The sequence below is a fragment of the Arenicella chitinivorans genome, assembly GCF_014651515.1.
GTDB classification, from domain to species: domain Bacteria; phylum Pseudomonadota; class Gammaproteobacteria; order Arenicellales; family Arenicellaceae; genus Arenicella; species Arenicella chitinivorans.
The window spans coordinates 154486-176830 of sequence record NZ_BMXA01000006.1 but is presented as its reverse complement, the minus strand read 5'-3'; the positions used below and the strand labels follow the sequence as shown (position 1 = coordinate 176830).

The following is a 22345-nucleotide window of genomic DNA, read 5'->3' as shown; positions in this document are numbered from 1 at the left end:
CTAATCACAAGTGGTAGCCAAGCAGGCTACCGGTAAACTCAGTATGAATATTCGTCGCAGACCGTGGCTGACCGTAATTTTAGTATGCCTTGCACTCTTTGTCGTTCTGGCCTTAATCAAGTTTTTTCAGATTCGCGCGGCGATTGCGTTTGGTGAATCCTTCCCTGAACCCAGTGAGACCGTACATGCACAGACCGTGTCGTTCAGTGAATGGCACGACGAAGTCAGGGTGGTTGGTGAAGTGCGTGCGCCGCAAGCGGTTGATATTCGCAATGAAGTTGCTGGCGTGGTGGCCCGAATCGGAGCTGAGTCGGGTGCTGAAATCAAGCAAGGTGAGGTGTTACTCGAATTAGACTACGCCGAAGAAGCTGCCGAATTGGCTTCCATTAACGCGGACCTCGAACTCGCCAGAAAGGACGTAAAACGGTTAAAAGGGCTGGTGTCGACACGTGCGGTCTCGCAGCAGCAAGCGGACGAAGCGCAAGCACGTCTTGCGTCGGCGAACGCTCGAGTTGAGGCGGTCAGACAAGATATTGCGAACAAAACAATTTTGGCGCCGTTTGACGGACGGATTGGCTTGCACAATCTGCAGCTGGGTGAGTACCTGCTCGCAAACACTATCATCACACGTGCGATTGGTAACTCATCGCTACTCTGGGTTGACTTCGCGGTGCCTCAATCGGTGGCCGATATCGAGGTGGGAACCACGGTCCGTGTTCAGCTCGATTCCGGGACGGTGTATTCGGCAAGCGTGATTGCCGTTGCGCCGGCGTTGGAGTCGGCTTCGCGCAGCGTTCGCGTGCGCGCCAGCATTACTGATGCAGGCGCGCGCTTGAAATCGGGTCACTTTGTGAATGTCTTGGTGCCGAGTGGCACAAGCGAACAGATAGTTCGGTTGCCAAGTACCGCTGTTCGCGTGGATGCGCTTGGTGCATATGCGTATGTGCTGAACAAAGATGACACGGGGAATTGGCGTGCAACACGACGTCCAATCACGCTACGCGCACAAAATGGGAACGATTCGATTATTCAGTCCGGTCTACAGATCCGTGACGTGGTGGCGACAAAGGGCTCCTTCAAGTTACGCGAGGGCTTACTGACCAATATATCGGAACTGCATGATGCGTTTACCGAACCCGACACGGTACCCGAACCGGGGCAGCCGCCACAAACGATCACCGAACCTCAGGAAGTAACACCTCAGGAAGTAACACCTCAGGAAGTAACACCTCAGGAAGTAACACCTCAGGAAGTAACACCTCAGGAAGTAACACCTCAGCAAGCCGACGACCCTCGGGAGTCAAGTGTGCCGGAGAATACTGCAGCCGGGGCGTCCAATAATGAGTAATCCGTCGGTTGATGAGTCGGTATTGGGGCATGACGAGAAGCCGTCCATTATGGATGTCTTTTCGACGCGACCGATTTTGGCCATTGTGTTGTCGCTGGCGATTGTGTTTATCGGTATTCGCGCTGCCGTCGAATTGCCGATCCTTCAATTTCCGAAGATATCCAGCGCTTCGCTGCAAATCACCACGCCGTACATTGGTGCCTCTGCCGAGGTGGTTCAGGGGTTCATTACCGAACCCATTGAGCGCGCCGCATCGTCGGTGCCGGGCGTCGATTTTGTCGACTCTCGGACCACACCGGGTGTCAGTGTGGTCACGGTGTGGTTAAAATTGAATGAGGACAGCACACGGGCCCTTGCTGAGTTGTCGACACGACTCGACCAAATACGGTTTGAATTGCCAGAAGGTGCCCAGGACCCTTCCGTGGAAGTGGTGCGTGCAGATCGACCGTTCGCTATTTTCTATTTGACCGTTAATTATGATGAGAAGGAAGCCGGCATTAGTCGACTTGAAGCGACCGATTATCTGTCACGGAATGTGGTACCAACCCTGACGTCGATACCTGGCGTGCAACGCATTGGGCTGGAAGGTGCACGCCAACCGGCAATGCGCATCTGGATTGATCCATTAAAACTATCCGCGTTTGATCTTTCAGCCGAAGACGTCTCCAGCGCGTTGCGAGCAAATAACCTGATCGCTACGGTCGGGCAAACTGAGAACAGCTATCAACGTACCGCATTGCTGACGGACACCTCGCTAAGTGAGGTCGCGGACTTTGAACAGATGGTGATTCGAGAGGTCAGCGGCACACAGGTTCGACTTGGCGATGTCGCACGCATCGAAATTGGTGAGAACGAAAGTGAAGTGACTGCGCGGCTATCAAAAGATACCGTGTTGTATATCTCGGTGTGGCCATTGCCCGGTTCGAATGAGATTGCGATCGGTGACAGCCTATACGTGATGCTGGATGAAATTAACGCCACCTTACCCAACGGTCTCAGTATTTCAGACGGCTATGACGGCACGCTGTATATGCGTAGTGCCTTGCGTGAAATCTTTATCACTCTGGCTGAGACTGTGCTCTTGGTTGGCCTCGTGGTATTGGCCATGATGGGGTCGATTCGTACCGCGTTGGTACCACTGGTTACGATACCGATTTCCTTACTCGGCGCGGTTGCGGCCATGACTTTAATGGGCTTCACCTTGAACTTACTCACCGTGCTGGCGATTGTGTTGTCGGTTGGACTGGTGGTGGACGATGCCATTGTGGTGGTTGAAAACGTTGCCCGTCACATGCGCAGTGGGATGAGCCGTTTGCAAGCCGCGCTCTATAGTTCACGACAACTGTTTGCACCGATTATCAGTATGACGATCACCTTGGCGGCAGTGTATGCGCCCATTGGCTTGTTATCCGGACTGACGGGTGCTTTGTTTAAAGAGTTCGCCTTTACACTCGCCATTGCGGTATTGATTTCGGGCGTTGTGGCACTGACCCTATCGCCGATAATGAGCGCATATGCGTGTCCCGAAGGGGGGCAAGAAGGCAAGTTAACAAAACGCGTGAATGATTTGTTTTCCGCGACGCAGCAGCGGTACAGTAAATTACTTATGACCACGATTGCGTATCGCAAGCAGGTGTTGGCTGGGGCGGTATTTTTCGCCTTTCTGGTGGTGCCTTTTTACTTATTCAGTCTTAAAGAGTTGGCGCCGACAGAAGACCAGTCGAGTATTAATGTGATCGTTGAATCAGCGCCTGATGCGTCTCTTGAATATACGACACGTCATATGGACGAGGTGGTCGAGACTATGCTTGCTCTGGATGGCGCAAAGTTTATGTGGCAAATCGTTAACCCATCAGGCGCCTTTGGTGGTGTGGATTTTGTGCCCTTGAGTGAGCGTGAAGAGGGCGTGCAGGACATGGTCTGGAAAGCATTCGGAGCACTTGGAAGTGTGACTGGCCTCAAGGCGTTTCCGGTGCTTGAGTCAGCCTTGCCAACAGCCGGGAATTTCTCGGTGGAGCTGGTGGTGTTAAGTACCGACTCGAATGCCGATATGAAGCCCTATGCGGATCAGATGGTACAGGCGGCCATCAGCAGTGGGAAGTTTTTGTTCGCTGATACCGACCTTAAAATTGACCTGCCTCAGGTGCGCATTAAACTGGACCGTCAACGAATCGCCGACTTCGGTATGGATCTGGCCGGTGTGAGTCGTCAATTGAATGTATTATTGTCGGGTAATTTTGTGAATCGTTTTGATCAGGCTGGGCGTGCCTATCGAGTCATACCTATGATTGCACCGGAAGCTCGCACTTATCCGGACCAGCTACTCGATATGAAAATACGTACCCCAGAGGGCCAACTGATACCGCTGCGATCTGTGGCCACACTGCAAACCGAAACCGCACCGCGAATCTTGAGCAAGTTTCAGCAAAAAAATGCGTTTCGTATTTACGGTGAAGTGATCCCAGGCACCACGAAAGAGCAGGGTTTGAGCGCGCTTGAACAAGCCGCCTCTGAAATTCTGCCGCAAACCTATTCGATTGATTATGCCGGTGAGTCAAGACAGATTCGCTTGGAAGGCAATACCCTGGAAGGTGTGCTACTGGTTGCGCTGGTGTTTGTGTTTTTGGTCCTGGCGATACAATTCAATAGCTTTCGTGATCCGCTGGTAGTGTTGCTCGGTTCCGTGCCGCTGGCACTCGCTGGTGCGCTGTTATTTGCGTTTCTCGACTTCACCACCATCAATATCTATTCTCAGGTCGGATTTATCACGCTGGTTGGCTTGGTGGCGAAGAATGGTATTTTGATCGTCGAGTTCGCCAACCAAATGCAGGAACAAGGTCGATCAAAACTCGACGCGATTCAAATAGCCGCAGAAACTCGCCTTCGGCCGGTGCTGATGACCACAGGAGCAACAGTGCTGGGGCACTTTCCATTGGTGTTAGTGACCGGTGCTGGTGCAGAGGCTCGTAACAGCATTGGCATTATTCTCGTTGCTGGCATGTTAGTGGGTACGTTTTTTACCTTGATCGTCTTACCCAGTGTTTACCTAGTGCTGGCCAGCGACCGAAGCAAGCCGTCCATACTACGAGCCGCGATACCACAAGTAACTTAGTTTTTTTTTCGGCAATCATGTGGAGATGTCCCACATATAAATCATTTCTTACCTTACTGAGAAATTCTAGGATTAACCTCTTTGTTTAAATCTGATTCGAATAAGGCTTTGATCTCTTCAACAGAAAGTCCGGTTTGCTTGGAATACTTTTCATAGAGTTTTGATTTTTGCAATGCTGATTTATCTTCAAAAGTTGGTGCTTCGGAAAATAGGAAATCAAACTCCTGTCTTCCAATTACTTCTTCAGTTTGGATTTTGCTGGCTTCTTCTAACTCTCGAAGGGACTTTGCTATTTTTAAAGAGTCCGTGGAGAAGCTGGGTGTTTCAGTATCAAGTTCGATAAGCGCATCGTTTATGTATTGGTTTTCTTGCGAGAAATCGCTTTTGCTTTCCGCTTCATTGGAAGTACTTTGATCCGACCAAAATACTGCCGCGAGAAACGAAAATAATACGACCGTCGCTTTTAGGTTATCATTCATTGGATTAAATTGATTCAAGAATCTTCTGACGAATATAGCATGAAAAAAAATCATCCTATACTATGCCATGTGTTGAGTTCTGCTCTTATTGTCGCGAGCACCCTTGGTTGTGTGTCGACCACAAAAAAATCTAACTTATCAAAGTTTCACGAAACAAAGTGTATAGAGAGCTTGAATTCAAGTGAACTTGATATTTCACTAAACTTAGCTGAGAGAAAGCCAGCTATAATGTCAAGTCTAGACCGTGAGCGCTCGAATAAAGCTTCTAAGCCTAGTTGGGTCGAGCATAGTGTAAGCAGCCCAATTTATCAATTTTTCGAAAGCGGGGGGTACCTTTCTTCAAGTTCGCCGATAAATGACAATCTAATCAAAATTGATATCCGTTTTGGGGTTGATTCTAGATTTAAGGTTGCAGGAATGCACACGAGTATCAACTTATTGAGCGCTGATGAGAAATTGCCTGTGTGCACTGATGAAATTGATGTCATAAAGCTTATCGAAAGACAAGACTATACTGATGAGGCTAAAATCAATACTGATATGCGTAACGTGATCTCTACCTTGTCATTCATGGAGCTGGCAAAAGAGACTTTGAGATTATTAGACGTTTACTTTAGCGGTGAGAGATTTACCTCTCATATCACCAATGTTGAATATCTTAGAATTGAGTACATCGTTACATTTGATGAAAGAACTTATAGAAAACTCGAAGGCACTATAAATGAGAGTTCGACTTTTGCTCACGCATTAGGTAAAAAACAAAGAAGTAAAGTGAATTCGGGTCAACATTTGTTTGTAATTGATGTAAATGATCTTGATGGTTTGATATCAAGTTTAAATCTTGAGGTCGAAGAAATTTATGGAGAGAGTAATTTGACCAAGTTCAGTCGCGAGCAACAATATCGTAATGATCTGATAAGGTATAATAGAATTCGAAAGCGGAATTGAAATATTGTTTCCTTTCCTTTAATCCAATTCAAAACAGATGTATGAAAAAATTGTCATTACTAACCGTGGCTTTATTCTTGGGGGCAGGGGAATCTGCTTTCGCAGGTTGTGGTGAGGTTCCCGATACGCCAGCGGGTCTGTTCTACAAGCGAATTAGTTTAGAGCAGGTTGAGGAAATTAGTTCATCCGTCCAAAACTATGTGCAGGAAATGACATTACTCACTGAATGCTTAGACGATGGTGTAAGTAAGTTGAATCTAGATGCAGCCGACTATGATGTACAGTTTGCCTCTTATGCTGAGGCGATAGGGATAGCAGAGCGTTTGCAAAGAGAAGCAGTAGAAAGATTGAGCTTTTTAGCAGGACACGCACAAATCGAGTCAGTAAAGTGAGTCAACGCCACATCGTTAACCGTAACTCACTGGGGTGGCTTTTCAATTAACTAGCCGGCCTCTCATTATTCTTCAAAAACTGTCGCAACATTTTTTGGTCAGCCTTGTTTCTTCTTGCAAACTCGTTTTGAGTGATCTCTTCCTCTTCGCTCACATCTGTTTGCGTCATTTTGTTTGAGCCTTTTGTTAGCTTGTCCTCGCCTGTGCCATTTTTAGAAAGATTTTGCCCTTTGGTGGGGGCGAGTTCCTTGACGGTGTGTTCCAGATTGAGATTAGAGTCGATTTGACTCTTTAGTTTATTAATTGAGTATGAATTGTATACCGTCGACGCGATCAAGCCTGCAAACAGTATGGTGGTTAGGACAACCAAAACCTTCCGATTACGTTTTTTTGTTGTCATTCTTCTTACTTTCTGTATTTTATTTCGACTCGAAAGTGGATAGATGGTTGAGCAATGTTGATCGGCTGGTTACCGCCAGTATTGCTAATCGGGTGTGAGTGGGAGCCGGAATTCGGCATTGTATGAGAGTGGTTTCCGTCATTCACTACAGCGCTTTGAATTGTGTTTTGGTAGTTCGGTCGAGCCTTGCCTTCAAAATAAGGGTAATCCGACCGAGGTGATCCCGAGCCTTCATGAACAGAGCTGCGGATCTTATGCCCATGAATGCCGCCATTTTGAATGGGGTGTTGATGATTTCCACTATTATTTATCGTGTGGTTGTGGCTAGGAAGTTGGCTTTCACTCAAAGTTATCTGATTTGTGTCGTTGCCAAATGTGCCTCCGGTATTACTTTGACTTGCGCCAGCAACTACTCGACCTCTCAGATCTGGCAAAGTAACAATATCACCGTTTATCCAACTTTTTTCAGTAGCGCCATCGTCGTCGACTCCATCTGCCTCGCTATCGCTCAACCAGTGTTTGGCGATTTCATACAGCTCATAATATTGTAAACCCTCTAAATCAGCGCCGCTGTCATCTGGTCCGATAGTTTGTCCTTCAAGAAATAGCCAGCCTGGAGCTGCAGTCTGTCGACCAGTATGACGGATATCTCCAACCAAAAACCCATCTATTGCGGGTCCCGGTTCATAAGTCATCTCCGGCATACTGACCACAACGTCTTGCGGTAGATTGCTGTAAAAAAAGTTCAATAGTGCCGCTCTAGCTGAGGTGCAATGAGTTCGAATTCGAGAAGTATTTGCAAGCGGGTCTGCGTCTGGAGCTGGGATTCCATCACTTCCTGATTCAATGGCTTCTTGCTGGGCCTGAGTGAGTAACTGTGAAGTAAAGGTTAGGTACTCATTTTTATCGGCCTCTGTTTCTGGATCAGAGGCCAAGCCCCATACTTCACTAGTCTGACTTGGTATGTCTGATCCCAGATCTTCCCAAGCCTTTGGACAAGCGCTCCTGACTTGCTCCTCTAATGCTTGTACTTGTTCAGTCATTAACACCTCTGTTTCTACTGTTTCTTCTGCGTAAACAACATGCAGCGCCTGCAAAATGAGAAATGAAGTCAGTACGATTGTTCGGTTACAAGCAAGCATTATTAATACCTAATAACAGTGTTTAACTAATTTGAGGGTGTTTAACTATGGGGAAACAGTCCGTGATGGGATAGATGTATCTACTCTTCCCTAGTCCAAGAATCTAGGCAGATTCAATTCTAGTAGTACGAAATAATTTCGATCTACAACTAACCAGCGCAAGTATATTTGACTTTAACGCCATTCTGCAAGTCGGATGGTTTGAATTGAGTATTTGTAATTGATATATTTCAGGCTCGATCAGGTATTCACCTCGCGATACAGAAGATCGACTGCGTTCATTACCGTCACATTTAGGCAGGGATGCGTTTCACACTAAGGTTAAATATCGTAGGTATGGGGTCTGAAACATGAGTCCATGCCACGACTTGGGAGAACTCCATTGAATATCCGTTCAATCGCTCTTTTTTGGGCACTTTTATTTCTAGTGTTTGGTGACTCTGAATTAGTATTTGCTAGTGATCAGTATTATCAAGTTCCGGGGAATACGAAGTCATCGGTAGAAGTTTTGCCGACTGGTACTGTAAGCTATCGAGTACCTATCGTTGCCCCAATCGGCACCAATGGAGTAAAGCCAAACATTGCCTTGGAGTACAACAACCAATCTCCTGACGGTGTGTTAGGCAAGGGGTGGTCGCTGACTGGGATGGGGTCAATTACGCGATGTGTAGCCTCCTCAAGGTTGGACGGGGTCAATTCTGGCATCGGTTTTCACTCAGGTGACCAGTACTGCTTGAATGGAAACCGCCTCATACTCGTTGCTGGTTCGCACGGTGCAGACCTTTCTGAATACCGAACTGAACTTGGGACAAATCAGAAGATCATCATCCACGGTGCCAATATTACTGGTCCGTCTTACTTCACAGTAAAAAATCCAGACGGTCGCACTTTCTATTACGGTAGTACTACAGACTCCAGAGTTGAGTTGCAGGGGAAAGATGTTGTGCATTTCTGGGCTCTTTCCAAGGTGGAAGATCACCTTGGAAACTATATCGCCTTTGAATATTTCGAAGATAATGAATCCGGTCAGTTTTACCCAAAATACATCCGATATACAGGTAATGAAAGCCAAGGGTTATCACCCTACAACAGTATTGAGCTGAAGTATGACGGTCGAAGCGACCCATATTACTCTTGTGTCGCTGGTTCGCTCGTTCAGACGGCTGTCAAGCTAAAGGAAATCGCCGTTTTCAAACACGTGCCGAGTTCAAGGTATGGAGGAGATGGCGCCGATCAATCATTTAGACGTTACTTGATGTCATATGGTGATGAAGAAGAGTCAGTTAGTTCTACTGTTCCAAATGATGCCTGCGACTCGTTAACTACCGAGCAAAACAATACCCCCACACCATATCAATTAACTCTTGATAGTCGATATGAAGCTAGTTCAAGCAGGGTTGCTAGACTAGATCGATATGACTATGTTGAAACCCTTATTGGAACCGCTGATACTCTCCCAGATCATGTTCTTCTCTCTGAGCTTCTTCAGAGTTATGTGAGTCAATCCGACGACAGATCATCAGGTTTTTATCAAACTCTGCTGAATGACCTAAACAGTCTTGCATCGGGGTTTGATGAGTTGGCTGAACAGACCATGCTTGAATACTCAAGCCTGTCGAATGAGGAACAACTAGCGTATGTAAGTAACTTAGAATCCACTGTTAGCCAATTGGAGTCAGAGGTTCAAGCAAATCGTGAGTCGAGGATAGGTGAATTAGAAGCTCAAAGGACCGTGCTTGAATCGGCAAAGCAAAGGGTTGTGCAAAGGCTCGATGACTACATCGCGAAACAATTAAAGAAAGCGGATCGTATTTTACTGGTTCCGCAAGATTCTCCATATAAAACACAAATGATGGAGAACTTTAAAAATGATTTGAAGTTGAAGTATCAGGCCGCCACAAAGGCAGCGGATGACTGTCTCGCATTTGTTCAGCTTGCGGAGCTTCAAGATGGTAGCTATCCAAGTCAATACACGCCTTGCTACAAAGAGACATCAAAAGTCGAAGAGGCATTTAATGCATTTGTCCATTATGGAGAAGCCGCAAGCACATACTTTGGACTATATACTGACCTCGAGTCACTCACATTAAGCCCAGGAGTCAATGACGACGGACAGGTCATTCCATCTCTAGTAGAACGATCGAAAAGTAACCATGCATATCACTTACTTGTTGCTGGGCAGGTCACGGGCATGTATCGCAAGTTTGCTGCTCAGCTGCGGAAAGACTCGATTCGGCAAATCGAAGACCTTGTCGCAAAAATAGACGAAAAATTACAGTATTTTGAAATCGATTCTGAGTTGCTGGCTGGTGAGTATGTAACTGATGAGGAGTTACAACTGCGAGAGTCTACTTTTGTGCTTGGTTTACTTAACTCCGGTCAGAGCTCTGAGAGCTATACCCAGGACTATATAGCGGAGATTGAAGCATCGATCACCGATCTGATGTCTGGGCAGGACATCGTCGACGTGGAAGGCGTAACCGATGGTCAAACCAATTTAATTGGTGTGCTCAATAACTTGAGGATCATCCAAGATCGAGGTCAAGAGGATACGCTCGTCAACTACCAAAGCATTCTAGATGGCTTACTTCATGGAGAAGGCGCAGTCATATCGCAGCGGAGTTCTGGTGCCGCAAATTCACTACTAGGAGACACTCGTCTAATATCGCTTATTGAGTGTGGTGCTTTTGATGCTTGTTACACACCAATAAAGTTCAAATGGACCGAGGAGGTAATCGGCTGGAACGAAAGTCCATCGTCGGACGTTGTGCCTGACTATCTATTAAGCTACGACAAGGTGCGAGCCGGGAACGAAGGTTTAACCATCGACACTGGCAGCCTTGGGGGTGGAACCGGTGATGGTCAGAGCGGGAGCGCGTTGAGTTTATCCAATGAAGAAACATTATTGGGCAAAGAGTTAGCCCAAGCGGGCCAGCTAGTTGACGTTAATGGTGATGGTTTTCAAGACTGGGTCATCGCATATCGTCGTGAAGACGGGAGTGAGTTCCGCGGTACATGGATAAATACGCAGGCTGGTTGGCAGTATTCAGAGGAATACACGTTGCCAGCGTTAATCTCGCTGGCTGGGGGTATCCCACTTGGAAGTTTTATTGATACTAATAATGATGGCTTCTTAGACTGGGTAGGGAGAGCGATTCTACCAAATGGCGAGGTGATAGAATCCGCATACAATAACACTCAAAGCGGGTGGGTTTCTTCTACAGAGAGTCGTGCACTATTTCACATGGTGTATGTGGATGAAACAGGCTATCGGGTTGGCGGGTATTTATTCCGAGCACCTGAAGGCGAATTGAACTGGATATCGAGTGCAAGCATTGCCGAAAACCAAGAATTTTGGACATACCAACCCAGTGGATGGACGCAACAAACTGGACAAACAATTCCATTCTCATTGGCAACCGATTCAGAAGCAGCAGGCATTGTCGTCGATGTTGATTCAGATGGGATTGATGAGTGGGTTGAATACCATGAAAGTGATGGGGTCAAATCGCTCAGAGTCTGGCGATATGCAGCTGGCGCTTGGGCCGTCGACACGGATTTAGAGATCACCAATATAGATGATTTTAAATTTGGTGAGTTTATTGATCTTAACGGAGATACCTTATTGGATTGGGTTGTCTCGGTAGTCGATGATGACAATCAGTCTTCTCATCGAACTTTGGTTCAAGGCCCCTCAGGTTGGGAGGTGGACACCTTTCCGAGTTTACCTGCTTTACAAGACAGTGACGGAAATCACACGGCTCATCTACATGACATTGATGGCGATGGAGTAGTGGAATGGCTCAGGGGCATCAGTGATACCCAGGGCGTGGTTCAAACTGAAACTCAAAAGTTGATAGACGGTGTCTGGACAACGCAACCGCAACTATCTTTGCTATTTGAGATTTCCAGATATTCAGCAGAAGGGATGTTGGAAACCTTAGGTGAGTTTGCCACATTGACGGGTCAGTCCTCGATAGACTGGCTAAATGAGTCTCAAATATGGTCACAAAGTGAACCATCAACTGAAACGAGCAGTATGGTTTCTGACGCTGGTGTCTGGCAGTCTACCGATGCCTATCGGTTGCCGGTATTAGAGGATCAGTGGATTCGAAATGTCAGTGAGTTGCTTGCTCGGGTGAAAGAAGGCGAAAGCGTTTTAGCGGAAGACCAAAATGTGGTCGCTGCAGCAGAAAACGGTGGAGAGAGCGGTTCCGAAGAAACAGATGCAGGCGAAGGGCAAGCTGTAGCGCTCGAAGTGCCCGTACCATCTGATGACTCAAACGGAGTCAAAACAGGTACTTTGATCGATGTTGACGGTGATGGGCGGCTTGACTGGGTGAAATCAGTTAAGTTTTCAACAGGTGTTGAGCAGAAGGTGGTTTGGCTGCGTAGCGATGTTGGCTGGAAGCGGAGTGAAACGTTTGTACCACCGATTCCGTTGGTTGATTTCACAAATCGATCTGTTGCAAAAGTCGTCGACATTAACAGTGATGGGCTACCGGACTTTTTATTGTCGCTGAGTATCGGGTCATCGCCAGTCAACGAGCTATGGCTGAATACAGGTGAAAATTGGGTAAAGTCTTCGGGCTTTGATATGCCTAGATCGTTGTTTACAAAGGTTGGAGGTAATACCTATCAAACAGCCGTACTCATTGATCTCAACCGCGATGGCTTGTTGGATATTCTTTCCGACGGAAGCGATGGGCGCCCTAAGGGGGCATGGTTAGCCAACCCGAACGGCTACGCTTCAACTACTGATTTTTCGTTTCCATTTACGTTCTCCTCAGATAATGAGGGCGACCGTATCTCCAACGGTCAATTCATAGATTTAAACGGCGATGGATTACTAGATTGGATCAATTACAGTACACAAGTCGGTCAGGGTGATCTGGTTTACCTAAATTCGGGTTCTATATGGCAGGAAAGTCAGACCTATCAATTGCCGATTTCACTGCGCCACACTAACGGCGATATCCAAGCTCTCTTGGTTGATCTAAATAATGATAATTATCAAGATCTTGCGCTTTCCTATTTGCCAAATGACGCGCCTGCACTGGGTAGCACCTGGCTGAATACCGGTGTCGGCTGGAGATTAGACGAACGAATTGATTACCATCTACCTGGCACCATGTTCTTGCAAGGGCACGGCTTGGTCGCGCACCTGCTTGATATTAATGCTGATGGATACACTGACTTTATACAATCAGTTGAGGGTGGATCAGCGCTTACTAATAATCAAGCAGTCTGGTTAGGGAGTAAAACCGGTTTTAAACTACGTTCCCCAGACTCTTCCATTCCAGCTCTAATGCAAAGATTAGAAAATGGCAAGCTGGTGACGGAGTATGTACTCGCTGATGCAGATGGAGACCTTGAGCAAGACTTGGTTAGATCGACACAAAGCCAAGTTACTGGTAGCGATGTTTATTTTGGTCTATTTTCGATAGGCGGTACCATTAATAAAATTTTCGATGGCACTAAACGCTCTGAAATAGCGTATGAGAAAGGTTTTAAGCCTTTCTCGGTTTACCCTACAGAAGAGCGTGCGACCTACCCACTGCAAAGCACTAATGGTCCAGCAGTGGTGGTCAGCGGTTATCGATCCTTTCTAGCCGAGGGGCTTGACTCTGTTAGTGGCGAGAGCCTTCTGAGCGACGTAGTTTACGCATATTCAGGGTATGCCTTTGATTTGCTTCGGGGCCAGGGTGTTGGCTTCAAAACAGCTGAATCGACAGATTGGATTGCGGAACGTGTGTCTCTTACTGAGTTCGCCCAAACCTTTCCACACACAGGTAGAGCAGAGGCCTCTCAGCTATCTCAGCTTTGGGGCGACACCATAAGCCGAACAGATTACCAATATGATATAAAAATAGACTCCGCCACGAGCGATCTTGTAAAGCACTCCTATTTGCAGAGAACGACGACAAAAAATTACAAGGAAGATGGCGACCAGCTAAACACGATTGAAACAGACTACTTGGACCCCCTTCCGAGTTATTTTTATCCTCGTAAAGAACATCAAACTCTATTCGAGAATGGCGTTGAACACCATACTCTTACCACGCATGAGATAACACCAAATGAGAATTTTTGGCTACTGACACAGCAAACAGAAAATAAAGTAGAAAGCTGGAATTCGATTAAACCAGACGAGGTAATGTCGGTTGTGACAGGACGCGAGTTTGATTCGCGTGGGTTGCTACATTTTGAGTCTGTTGCCAACTTAACAACACGTTACACATTTGGCCCATTTGGAAATCTTCTCGAGACTGCCATTGGCGTTAACTCGACGCTCGGTCCGAGAGTTGAGAGTAGTATTTATGATTTGAAAGGGCGCTTCCGAATTGGCACTCAAAATATTGCTGATGAAATAACCGAGCTCGAATACACAGGGGTCACTGATGAACCAAGCTTAATTCGCGCCAACGACAGCTCATTTGTCGAATATGAATACGACGGTTTTGGTCGTAAAGCACGTGAAACCGCTAGCAGCGGTGTTATCAGACCGTTCGATATCAAGTTTTGCAATGGACTTTCGGCGAATGGGAGTGTCCAAGGGTGTCCAGAAGGGGCGGCCTATCTGACTGCTCAGTTTAGTAATGAAGAAAAAGGATCAGCAGCGGAAGTCGTCTACTACGATAAACTCGGCAGAGAGGTGCGCAGAGCAACCGCAAGTGCAGAAAATATTCTCTATATCGATACGGAATACTACCTCAACGGCAAGGTCTCAAGTCGAACTGTACCGTATATTCCGGGATCTGACACGGAAGTTCAGAAGGTTACATTCGGTTATGACACGTTTGGTCGATTAGCCTACACGGAGGAGCCTGGTGGAGTTGTAAAAGCTTGGGTATATGATGGTCGTTCAGTCACAGAATATGATCCAAATGGCAATGCAACCACAACCATAAATACACACTTCGGCTTACCGAGTAAGATTATTGATGCCTACGAAAACGAGACTGAATACTTCTATAACGCGCTAGGTCAGCTGACGGGCACCGTAAATGCCCAACTTGAAGAAACCAGAACTATCATTACGTATGATGAATTTGGGCGTAAACAAACGGTCACCGACCCTAATCATGGGGTAACCACCTTTTCGCATAATGCATTTGGGGAAATCACATCAAAAACCGATGCCCTCGGAAATAAACAAGTTTTTATTTATGACGAATACGGAAGGCTTGAACAACGGATTGACTCGGGAGTAAACGCTCAAGGCCAAAGTGTACCTTCGGTGACCGCAACTTGGGAATACTACGATCTCTCTGAAGCCAAGATTGCTTATCAAACTTATCTTACGGAGCTTACCGAGCGAGAGGTTGCTCAAGAAGAAATCGCCAAAATTAACGAGCTCGTGTACTTAAATCCAGAGGCGGCATCATCATTAGTCAAACGCGTTTCTGATACAACCGGGTATGTGTCTACGTCTACCTATGACTACCGGTCTAGGGCGGTTGAAAACACCGTAACGCTGCCTAACTCTGGTGGTACGCGAACGCTGAAGACTGATTACTTGGGTGAGAGTCAGCTGCCTTACACCGTGTATTACCCCAATAACTTGTCGGTGCGGTACGAGTATGATGAATTTGGGTATCTGTCGGAAGTCAAAAATGCAGGATTAAACACTCGAGACCATTATTTCGGTTTGCTTGAGCGCGGGGAAACACTTCGTGACGAGGTCGCTGAGGCGATTTACCAACGCGCAATCAAAGTAAACAATGACGATTTAAAGCCGAATCTAAGTAGGTACAAAGGCTATATCCGAAAAGCGGAAGAAGCTGAAGATAAAGCGATTGTCGCTGCTCGACGCATAGAGCATTTTACCCCTCAGGTCTACGATGACAGGTATGCTGTCGAGCACCTAAAATCGAAGTTATTACAAATTACCTCGCAGACTGAAGAAGAAGCACGAAACAATGTCGTCACATCACTGTTTAGCGAATTCAGTGGTGGCTCTTTAGCTATCAATTCGTCTGCTAATTGCACAGCTTCAAGAAATTATACGTTCCATGTCCCAGCGTATGACGTAACGACGGACATCGTTGACCCAGATGCACCGGAAGTCGCGGTGCAAGTTCCTATTTACGAATATGACCATGAGCGACGTGCCGAAGTTATTATTGGGTATGAAATAGAAATGCGTGCTCCGGAACCTGAGAAGCGTATTGAGAGGTCCGAAGCAGCAAAGTCGATCGAACGTTATCTCCCCGGAGTATGTGTGCCGGATTTATTTTCCGGATATCCCGACATTCCGAATGATAAGTTCCATCGAAAACGCGAGCGTCAACTGGTTGATCATATATTGGGGCTCATGCGCGTACTCCGTGAACGGAGTAACGCCAATGAATCAACAATCAGTAACAATATTCGTGTCTTTGAAAAGCAAGCTCAGATAGCAAAGAATCTCTACTCAGACGCCAAAACATTTTATGACAATCATGTCGAGAAATATGTAAGACAGGTGTCTGACCTGAATCAAGCCGGTAACGAAGTATCCTTAAAAGCCTTTGAGGTTTTCGTCAAGGCGAGTCGAGTTTATCAGTTCCATGAGGTAGAACGAGATATCTCGTTCTGGAAAATTGAGAAGTCAGATGAAATTAACCGTGTGGTGCGCGAGCGATATGGTAATGGCGTGGTTAACCACCGAGAGTATGACCCAGTTAGGGGGTCTTTGCATTCGATTCGCACCAAAGCTGACCACCAGGAACACAACTATCAAAACGAGGCTTATTACTACGATCTGGCCGGAAACCTTGTTTCCAAAGGGCACTATGCGCTGAGCACAACCGAGGCCTATCAATATGACGACTTAAACCGTTTGAAAACTGCGCAATACACTTTTTTTGGTGAAAATGAGGATAATAAAGTAACGCAGGAGTTCACCTATGATGCGCTCGGTAACATCAAGAGTAAAACAGGTGTTGGTGACTATGCCTATCACCCAAATAAAGTGCATGCCGTTGTTGCAGCCGGAGAACGCGCCTACACATACGATGCGATTGGCAGAATGCGCACGGGTGATGGTGCCACGTTCGAATACACCACTTTTAGTAAACCATCCAGGATCACTGAGGAGAATGGCAACTATGCGACGTTTGCTTACGGTCCCACGCATGACCGCTATTACCAAAAACGATCGGCTGACGGTAAGGTAGACGAAACTTTTTACTTCTTCAAAGGCGTTTACGAGGAAACGAAATCGGCGGGCCAGTTAACCCAACACGCTTCTATTGGTGCGCGCGGCAAAAATATCGCGGTGATCAAAGGTTACGAGGAACCGTTTGTTCCCGCCGAACAGATACCTGAGCTCGGGGCGGCTGATGCCTTGGCCGATGATTTGCGTCGAGGTATTGGTAGTGTCGATACAATTCTTGGTAATTACTTTAGCGCCTTCGACTCGGTGCTGAATGCGCAACCAATCGTTGAGTCAACTAGCACAGACGAATATGTGCCTGAGTCTCAAATGACGGATTGTTATGAAGTCGACGATGACGCGTCGACTACCAATGGTTCTGAGGATCCAAAGCGGCTTCATTGTCTGACACCGATTCAATATGAGCAGGTACAAGAGGTGGCTGCTTCGTCACTTATCAATATTCAGTACTATCACTATGACGCACTAGACTCGGTTAAGCTTGTCACCGATGCCGATGGTGAAATCGCTGCAGTGAACTACTTTGATGCCTTTGGTAACCCTATTATTCGCCCCGAGAATGAGGAAGGCGAAACCGCTGAGGGTGATATGGGGTTAGGAGGCCATGAAGCGATTGTCGGCATGGACTTAGTTCATATGAATGGGCGCATCTATGATCCCGTGATCGGCCGCTTTTTATCTGCTGACCCATTTGTTCCTGCGATTCTTAATCCACAAAGCTTGAACCGGTACTCATACGTTTACAACAATCCGCTTAAGTACGTCGACCCATCAGGTTATAAACCCGTAACGGCGAGTCAGCATGAGCGTAATGAGTATATCTTTGTATCTCTCGCGTACTTCGAACTGGAAGTGGTGCTACCGTCATCACAGCACTTGTACGACTTACTCGCGTTGTCTCGACACAACCCGCGCTTGTTTGAAGAGCACATAACGGCATGGGGAAGCAGTCCTGAAAAATGGAATAATGCACGTGGCTACGCAATCTCAGCCTATGATACCAATCAAACGGTACAAGCAATTCGAGCGGCTGAACGAGATGCTAAGTATCTACAGGTGGTTCAAGTTGTTATCACTGCCATCGTTTACTACTACGGTGGAGATGGAACAGCGGCCGGGGAAGCCTTTATGTCTCAGTGGTATGCGGCCCCAGTTTTATCGACCGCAGCGCAAGTCGCCATCACAGGTGAAATTGATATAGAAAGTGCGGCGTTAAGCTTTGCTACGGCGTATGTGGGCTCAAAAGGTTTCGGTGACTATTTGGATGGCGTGTCCAAATCTACTCATATCAATCGAACCGTGCTGGAGGCCGCAACAAGTGGCGTAATCCGGGGCTATGCATCGCACCTGTCTGGTGGTGAGTTTGAGCATGGATTTGCAGCTGGAGTGGCATCAGTCGCCTTGGACAGATCTATACCCAACGGCGGCAGTGGCATAGTTCGAATAATTCGTTCTGGCGTTATTGAAGGCCTAGTCACCGAAATTTCAAATGGTCGCGGCTCTGACGGTGAAAAACTCGACTTTTGGAATGGATTTCAGTTGGGCGCATTGCGGGCTTTAGCAACTGAAGTAGGTATATTGGCCTACGGCAGGGATGGTCAGACAGTCTGCCGAAGTGGCACACGTATAAATTGCGACCTTTCAGTTGTTGGTGACGCGCTCAATTTAATCATAGAGGGTGAGGATGGACTAATAGTCTTAAACACACTCGTTCAAGCAGGTTTCTCTATTTATCGGTTCAATCAAAACTTTGTAGTTTTAAGGACTCGCATTGATTTGACTCATCATGTTGAAGATAACAATGGACGTTTTTATGCAGAAAATGAAGGGCAGGAATTAAGCGAAATAGAGTCTGCAAGAAATACCTTCGCCGATGAGGCAATCACTGAAGCTCGTGACACCTATGGTTCTATCATTGATATGAGTGACGAAGCATTTGGTGAGCTACTCGACGACTTGGTTCTCATACATGTGAGTTCGGGACTTGCGAGCATTCAAGATCTCACAGGTGAGGGTCTTGTTGGAGCTTTCTATCAGCTCGGTTTAATGGATGGCTCATTAGGTGCCGTACTTGGCTTGCCAGATGTTTTAGGCCATGAGTTTGCGGCACGTGCTTTCATGCATATCGGCACGAAATCGTGGCAGGTCAAAGGTGACTCAGACCCAACTAAAAACTACAGGTTAGAATACACGTCAATTGGAGAATTTGAAGTTAAAGACGAGAGCGGTAAGAAGGTAGCCGATTTCACAACGGATCATAACGGCAATATCGTTGGTGTCAGCTTAGAGACTTGGGGGGAAGGAGAGTTTGACGCGGGTGTCTTCCCTGAAGACATAACCAGGCTTGCATCTAACTTCCCAACCAGTCCATGGAAATTCGTAGATGGTGGACCTCAAGCTCCCTACGCATTCGAGTCCGTTCAATTAGCCACTGGTGAACGAGTCTGGATGTCTTCAAATCCAGCATTAATAGAGCAGGAATCGATTAATGCTGCGGTCGCTGGCGAAGCTTTGTATGATTTTATTACCTATGAAATTCCTGGTATGTCGCACCTCGATGGCAAAATAACCGAGATTAGGGATGGTTTGGTTTTAGAGGCGAGTAAGCTACAGGGGGAAGAGGGTATTATTGTTACGCTGAAAAAGTACGCGCTTGATCGTGGAACGGCACACTTAACAATCGCCGAGTTTCTGTTGCCAGATACGGTTGGTGAAGTTGGTTTGTCTATGTCGGGGTTAAAGGTTGGACAGCTTTTTGAGAGGGCCGCGGTGCGTGCTGGGGCGGTTAGTGCGACAAGGGTGGGCGGGTTTACGATTCGAACCCCTATTCCAAACGGAGATCCTGGGGCCATTTACCGAGGTTTTGCTGGTTTAAACAGTAGGCAAAAAGTTTTGCTTGATGAATTGAGCAATGTAGGGGACTCGATTATTGTTTCAAAACGATCAGTGAGTCAGAAAGATATCGCAGCGTTAACAGCACAGACAGGACAAGAGTTTGCTGTATTTACTGTTGGTGGCCGTAGAATGGTTGTGAGGGGTAATTCGTCTGGGTTTGATGGTATCATTGATGAAGCATGGGCTTCTACTAGAGCTTCAGAAGGGTGGAGATTCTCTGCTCATACGCACCCGATCCCTGACGGGGTTAACCCTTCAACCGTTTTGAGGTCTTCTGTAGGTGATCGTGGTATTTTGGAGCTTTTTCCTAACAATCAGAGCGCCATATTGAATTCAGAAGGGGGAAGAGTATTGTTTACGCCCACTGCTGATAGTCTTTCAGGGTGGCTACCTGATTAGATATTAATAAATTAAGATGAAAAGAACGAATACCCGTCTGGATGATTTGAAGGCGTTGGCTAGAGCTAGTATCAAACAAGAACTAACGGACCTGAAATCTAAAGGTTTTGAAATTAAAAAGCAGTTTTCTACGAACCTCGCTCTTGAAATAGGTTTTGATGGTGAAAGCCGTGACTTCTGTCTTGTTTCAGCACATGAGAATCCATCGGACTCTGTCATTGTTGCTTCAATTAGGGGAAATATTAATACTCTAAAGATCGATCCAGTTAAGATAAATTCAGACTGTTTTGTTCCGACGAAGATCGACTAAATATCAGCAACATGAACAGCCACTTTTGTGGGAGTAAACATGGACAGCTGGGAGTAAACATGGACAGCCACTTTTGAGAGAGAAAGTAAACATGGACAGCCACTTTTGAGAGAGAGGTATTGACTTACTTTTCCCTCTAGATTGTGCAGATTTTTTAATTGAGCAGGAAGGTAGCCTTGGAATTACGCAGATTTAGGTAGGTGGAGAGTGAAGTTGGAGTTTCCATGTGTTTCACTGAGAAAACTGGGCGAGTGAAATTCTCACTTTCGTGCTCTCGTGGTGAGGTCTTGGTTGTGACTGTTTGTTTCAGAGCGGATTACGCGAAACTGAAGTTTCCGTCGTTTGATTGCCACTGTCTATACGTCGATTGATGTGTTCAGTCCCAACACGACTCTGAAACCGCATTTCAAATTCGGTCGTCAGAACCAGCCAGGCTCTCGTGTCAAAATCCAGCCGTCGAAGGATAGGCGGAAGCTGGTCTGGAATGGATCCGCGTTTATCAGCTCGAATGCATCTTCCGGTCCAGTCGACTAAAGCAAGATAGTCTTTTAGTCTATACGGGATGCCGATGGCATGTTCGGTTGTCCCCACAAATTTTTCTAATCCGGGACAGTCTGAAATGCCTTCTGTCAGCATTTTGATGCGGTATTTGATCGCCGTATGGTCAGACTCTTCAGGTGAAATAGCCATTTTGGCGCGAACCGGATTTAGGTCCACATAGGCCATACACGATAATTAATAAACATGGACAGCCACTTTTGAGAGAGAGGTATAGGCTTAATTTTCCCTCTAGAATGTGCAGATTTTTTAATTGGGTAGGAATGGTTCTCACTGGAATCATCGGAGACAGTTTTATCTGAGTCACGAAGCTTTTCGTAGCTCAGAGTTTTGATAATACATTAATTCATACTCAGCCGGCGGCACATCGCCAATAGGTGTGAGTAGCCGTTTGTTATTGAACCAATCCACCCAAGTAAGCGTTTCTCGTTCAACATAGAGTAAACATGGACAGCCACTTTTGAGAGAGAGGTATTGGCTTACTTTTCCCTCTAGATTGTGCAGATTTTTTAATTGAGCAGGAAGGTAGCCTTGGAATTACGCAGATTTAGGTAGGTGGAGAGTGAAGTTGGAGTTTCCATGTGTTTCACTGAGAAAACTGGGCGAGTGAAATTCTCACTTTCGTGCTCTCGTGGTGAGGTCTTGGTTGTGACTGTTTGTTTCAGAGCGGATTACGCGAAACTGAAGTTTCCGTCGTTTGATTGCTAGAGGGTAATCCCCCCTAAAAATAACTGAGTTCAAAAGTAGAATATTCTTGTAATCTTAACGCAGGAGATTCTGCATGAAAAAGTCTAAGTATTCCGATAGCCAAATACTGGCGATCCTCAATCAAGCCGAAGCCGGCACACCGGTGCCGGAGCTCTGCCGCGAACACGGGATGAGTTCTGCCACGTTCTATAAGTGGCGTGCCAAGTATGGCGGCATGGACGCGTCGCTCATGGCTCGGTTGAAAGAGCTGGAGGATGAAAACCGCCGATTAAAGAAGATGTACGCAGATGAACGGCTTAAAGCCGAGATCGTTCAGGAAGCCTTGTCAAAAAAGTGGTAAGGCCGTCTCAGCGTAAGTTGATGGCTCAGGCGGCCGTTGCCAACCAGGGTGTCAGTATTCGTTTTGCTTGCGCCGCGTTTCGCATCAGCGAAACATGCTACGAAAGTAAACATGGACAGCCACTTTTGAGAGAGAGGAATAGGCTTAATTTTCC

The 22345-nt window shown here is 46.6% G+C and carries 10 protein-coding genes and 1 pseudogene; 7 read left to right on the top strand and 4 right to left on the bottom strand.

Annotation, left to right across the window (positions count from 1 at the left end; genetic code table 11):
• Nucleotides 1-43: 43 nt before the first annotated feature.
• Nucleotides 44-1348 (top strand): efflux RND transporter periplasmic adaptor subunit, encoded by a 1305-nt coding sequence (locus IE055_RS14865; protein WP_189402464.1) that lies wholly within the window; start codon nucleotides 44-46, stop codon nucleotides 1346-1348.
• On the top strand, nucleotides 1341-4460 hold the full coding sequence (locus IE055_RS14860) for an efflux RND transporter permease subunit (RefSeq protein ID WP_189402463.1): 3120 nt from the start codon (nucleotides 1341-1343) through the stop codon (nucleotides 4458-4460). The genes IE055_RS14865 and IE055_RS14860 overlap by 8 nt, the downstream gene beginning before the upstream one ends.
• A gap of 53 nt (nucleotides 4461-4513) precedes the next feature.
• Here the strand turns inward: IE055_RS14860 and IE055_RS14855 are convergent, their stop codons facing one another.
• Nucleotides 4514-4939: a hypothetical protein gene (locus IE055_RS14855; protein WP_189402462.1), complete on the bottom strand. Its 426-nt coding sequence runs from the start codon at nucleotides 4937-4939 to the stop codon at nucleotides 4514-4516.
• A gap of 39 nt (nucleotides 4940-4978) precedes the next feature.
• Here IE055_RS14855 and IE055_RS14850 point away from each other — a divergent pair, with 39 nt between their 5' ends.
• Together IE055_RS14850 and IE055_RS14845 are read left to right on the top strand one after the other, a co-directional pair.
• Nucleotides 4979-5887, top strand: a complete 909-nt coding sequence (locus IE055_RS14850; RefSeq protein WP_189402461.1) for a hypothetical protein — start codon at nucleotides 4979-4981, stop codon at nucleotides 5885-5887.
• Nucleotides 5888-5928: 41 nt separating this feature from the next.
• Nucleotides 5929-6279, top strand: coding sequence for a hypothetical protein (locus IE055_RS14845; RefSeq protein WP_189402460.1), 351 nt, complete (start codon nucleotides 5929-5931; stop codon nucleotides 6277-6279).
• A gap of 46 nt (nucleotides 6280-6325) precedes the next feature.
• Here the strand turns inward: IE055_RS14845 and IE055_RS14840 are convergent, their stop codons facing one another.
• A complete protein-coding gene (locus tag IE055_RS14840) occupies nucleotides 6326-6679 on the bottom strand; it encodes a hypothetical protein (protein WP_189402459.1) in 354 nt (117 codons plus the stop codon).
• 5 nt (nucleotides 6680-6684) lie between these two features.
• On the bottom strand, nucleotides 6685-7821 hold the full coding sequence (locus tag IE055_RS14835) for a hypothetical protein (RefSeq protein WP_189402458.1): 1137 nt from the start codon (nucleotides 7819-7821) through the stop codon (nucleotides 6685-6687).
• Nucleotides 7822-8203: 382 nt separating this feature from the next.
• Here IE055_RS14835 and IE055_RS14830 point away from each other — a divergent pair, with 382 nt between their 5' ends.
• Complete coding sequence (locus IE055_RS14830) at nucleotides 8204-20275, top strand: FG-GAP-like repeat-containing protein (protein WP_189402457.1); 12072 nt, start codon at nucleotides 8204-8206, stop codon at nucleotides 20273-20275.
• 16 nt (nucleotides 20276-20291) lie between these two features.
• Nucleotides 20292-20585, top strand: coding sequence for a hypothetical protein (locus IE055_RS14825; RefSeq protein WP_189402456.1), 294 nt, complete (start codon nucleotides 20292-20294; stop codon nucleotides 20583-20585).
• A gap of 306 nt (nucleotides 20586-20891) precedes the next feature.
• On the opposite strand, the gene IE055_RS14820 is transcribed toward IE055_RS14825, so the two are convergent.
• A complete protein-coding gene (locus tag IE055_RS14820) occupies nucleotides 20892-21275 on the bottom strand; it encodes a hypothetical protein (protein ID WP_189402455.1) in 384 nt (127 codons plus the stop codon).
• Nucleotides 21276-21924: 649 nt separating this feature from the next.
• On the opposite strand from IE055_RS14820, the pseudogene IE055_RS14815 reads away from it, so the two are divergent.
• Nucleotides 21925-22301, top strand: a pseudogene (locus IE055_RS14815) (transposase); the annotation flags it as partial.
• Between the last annotated feature and the right edge of the window lie 44 nt (nucleotides 22302-22345).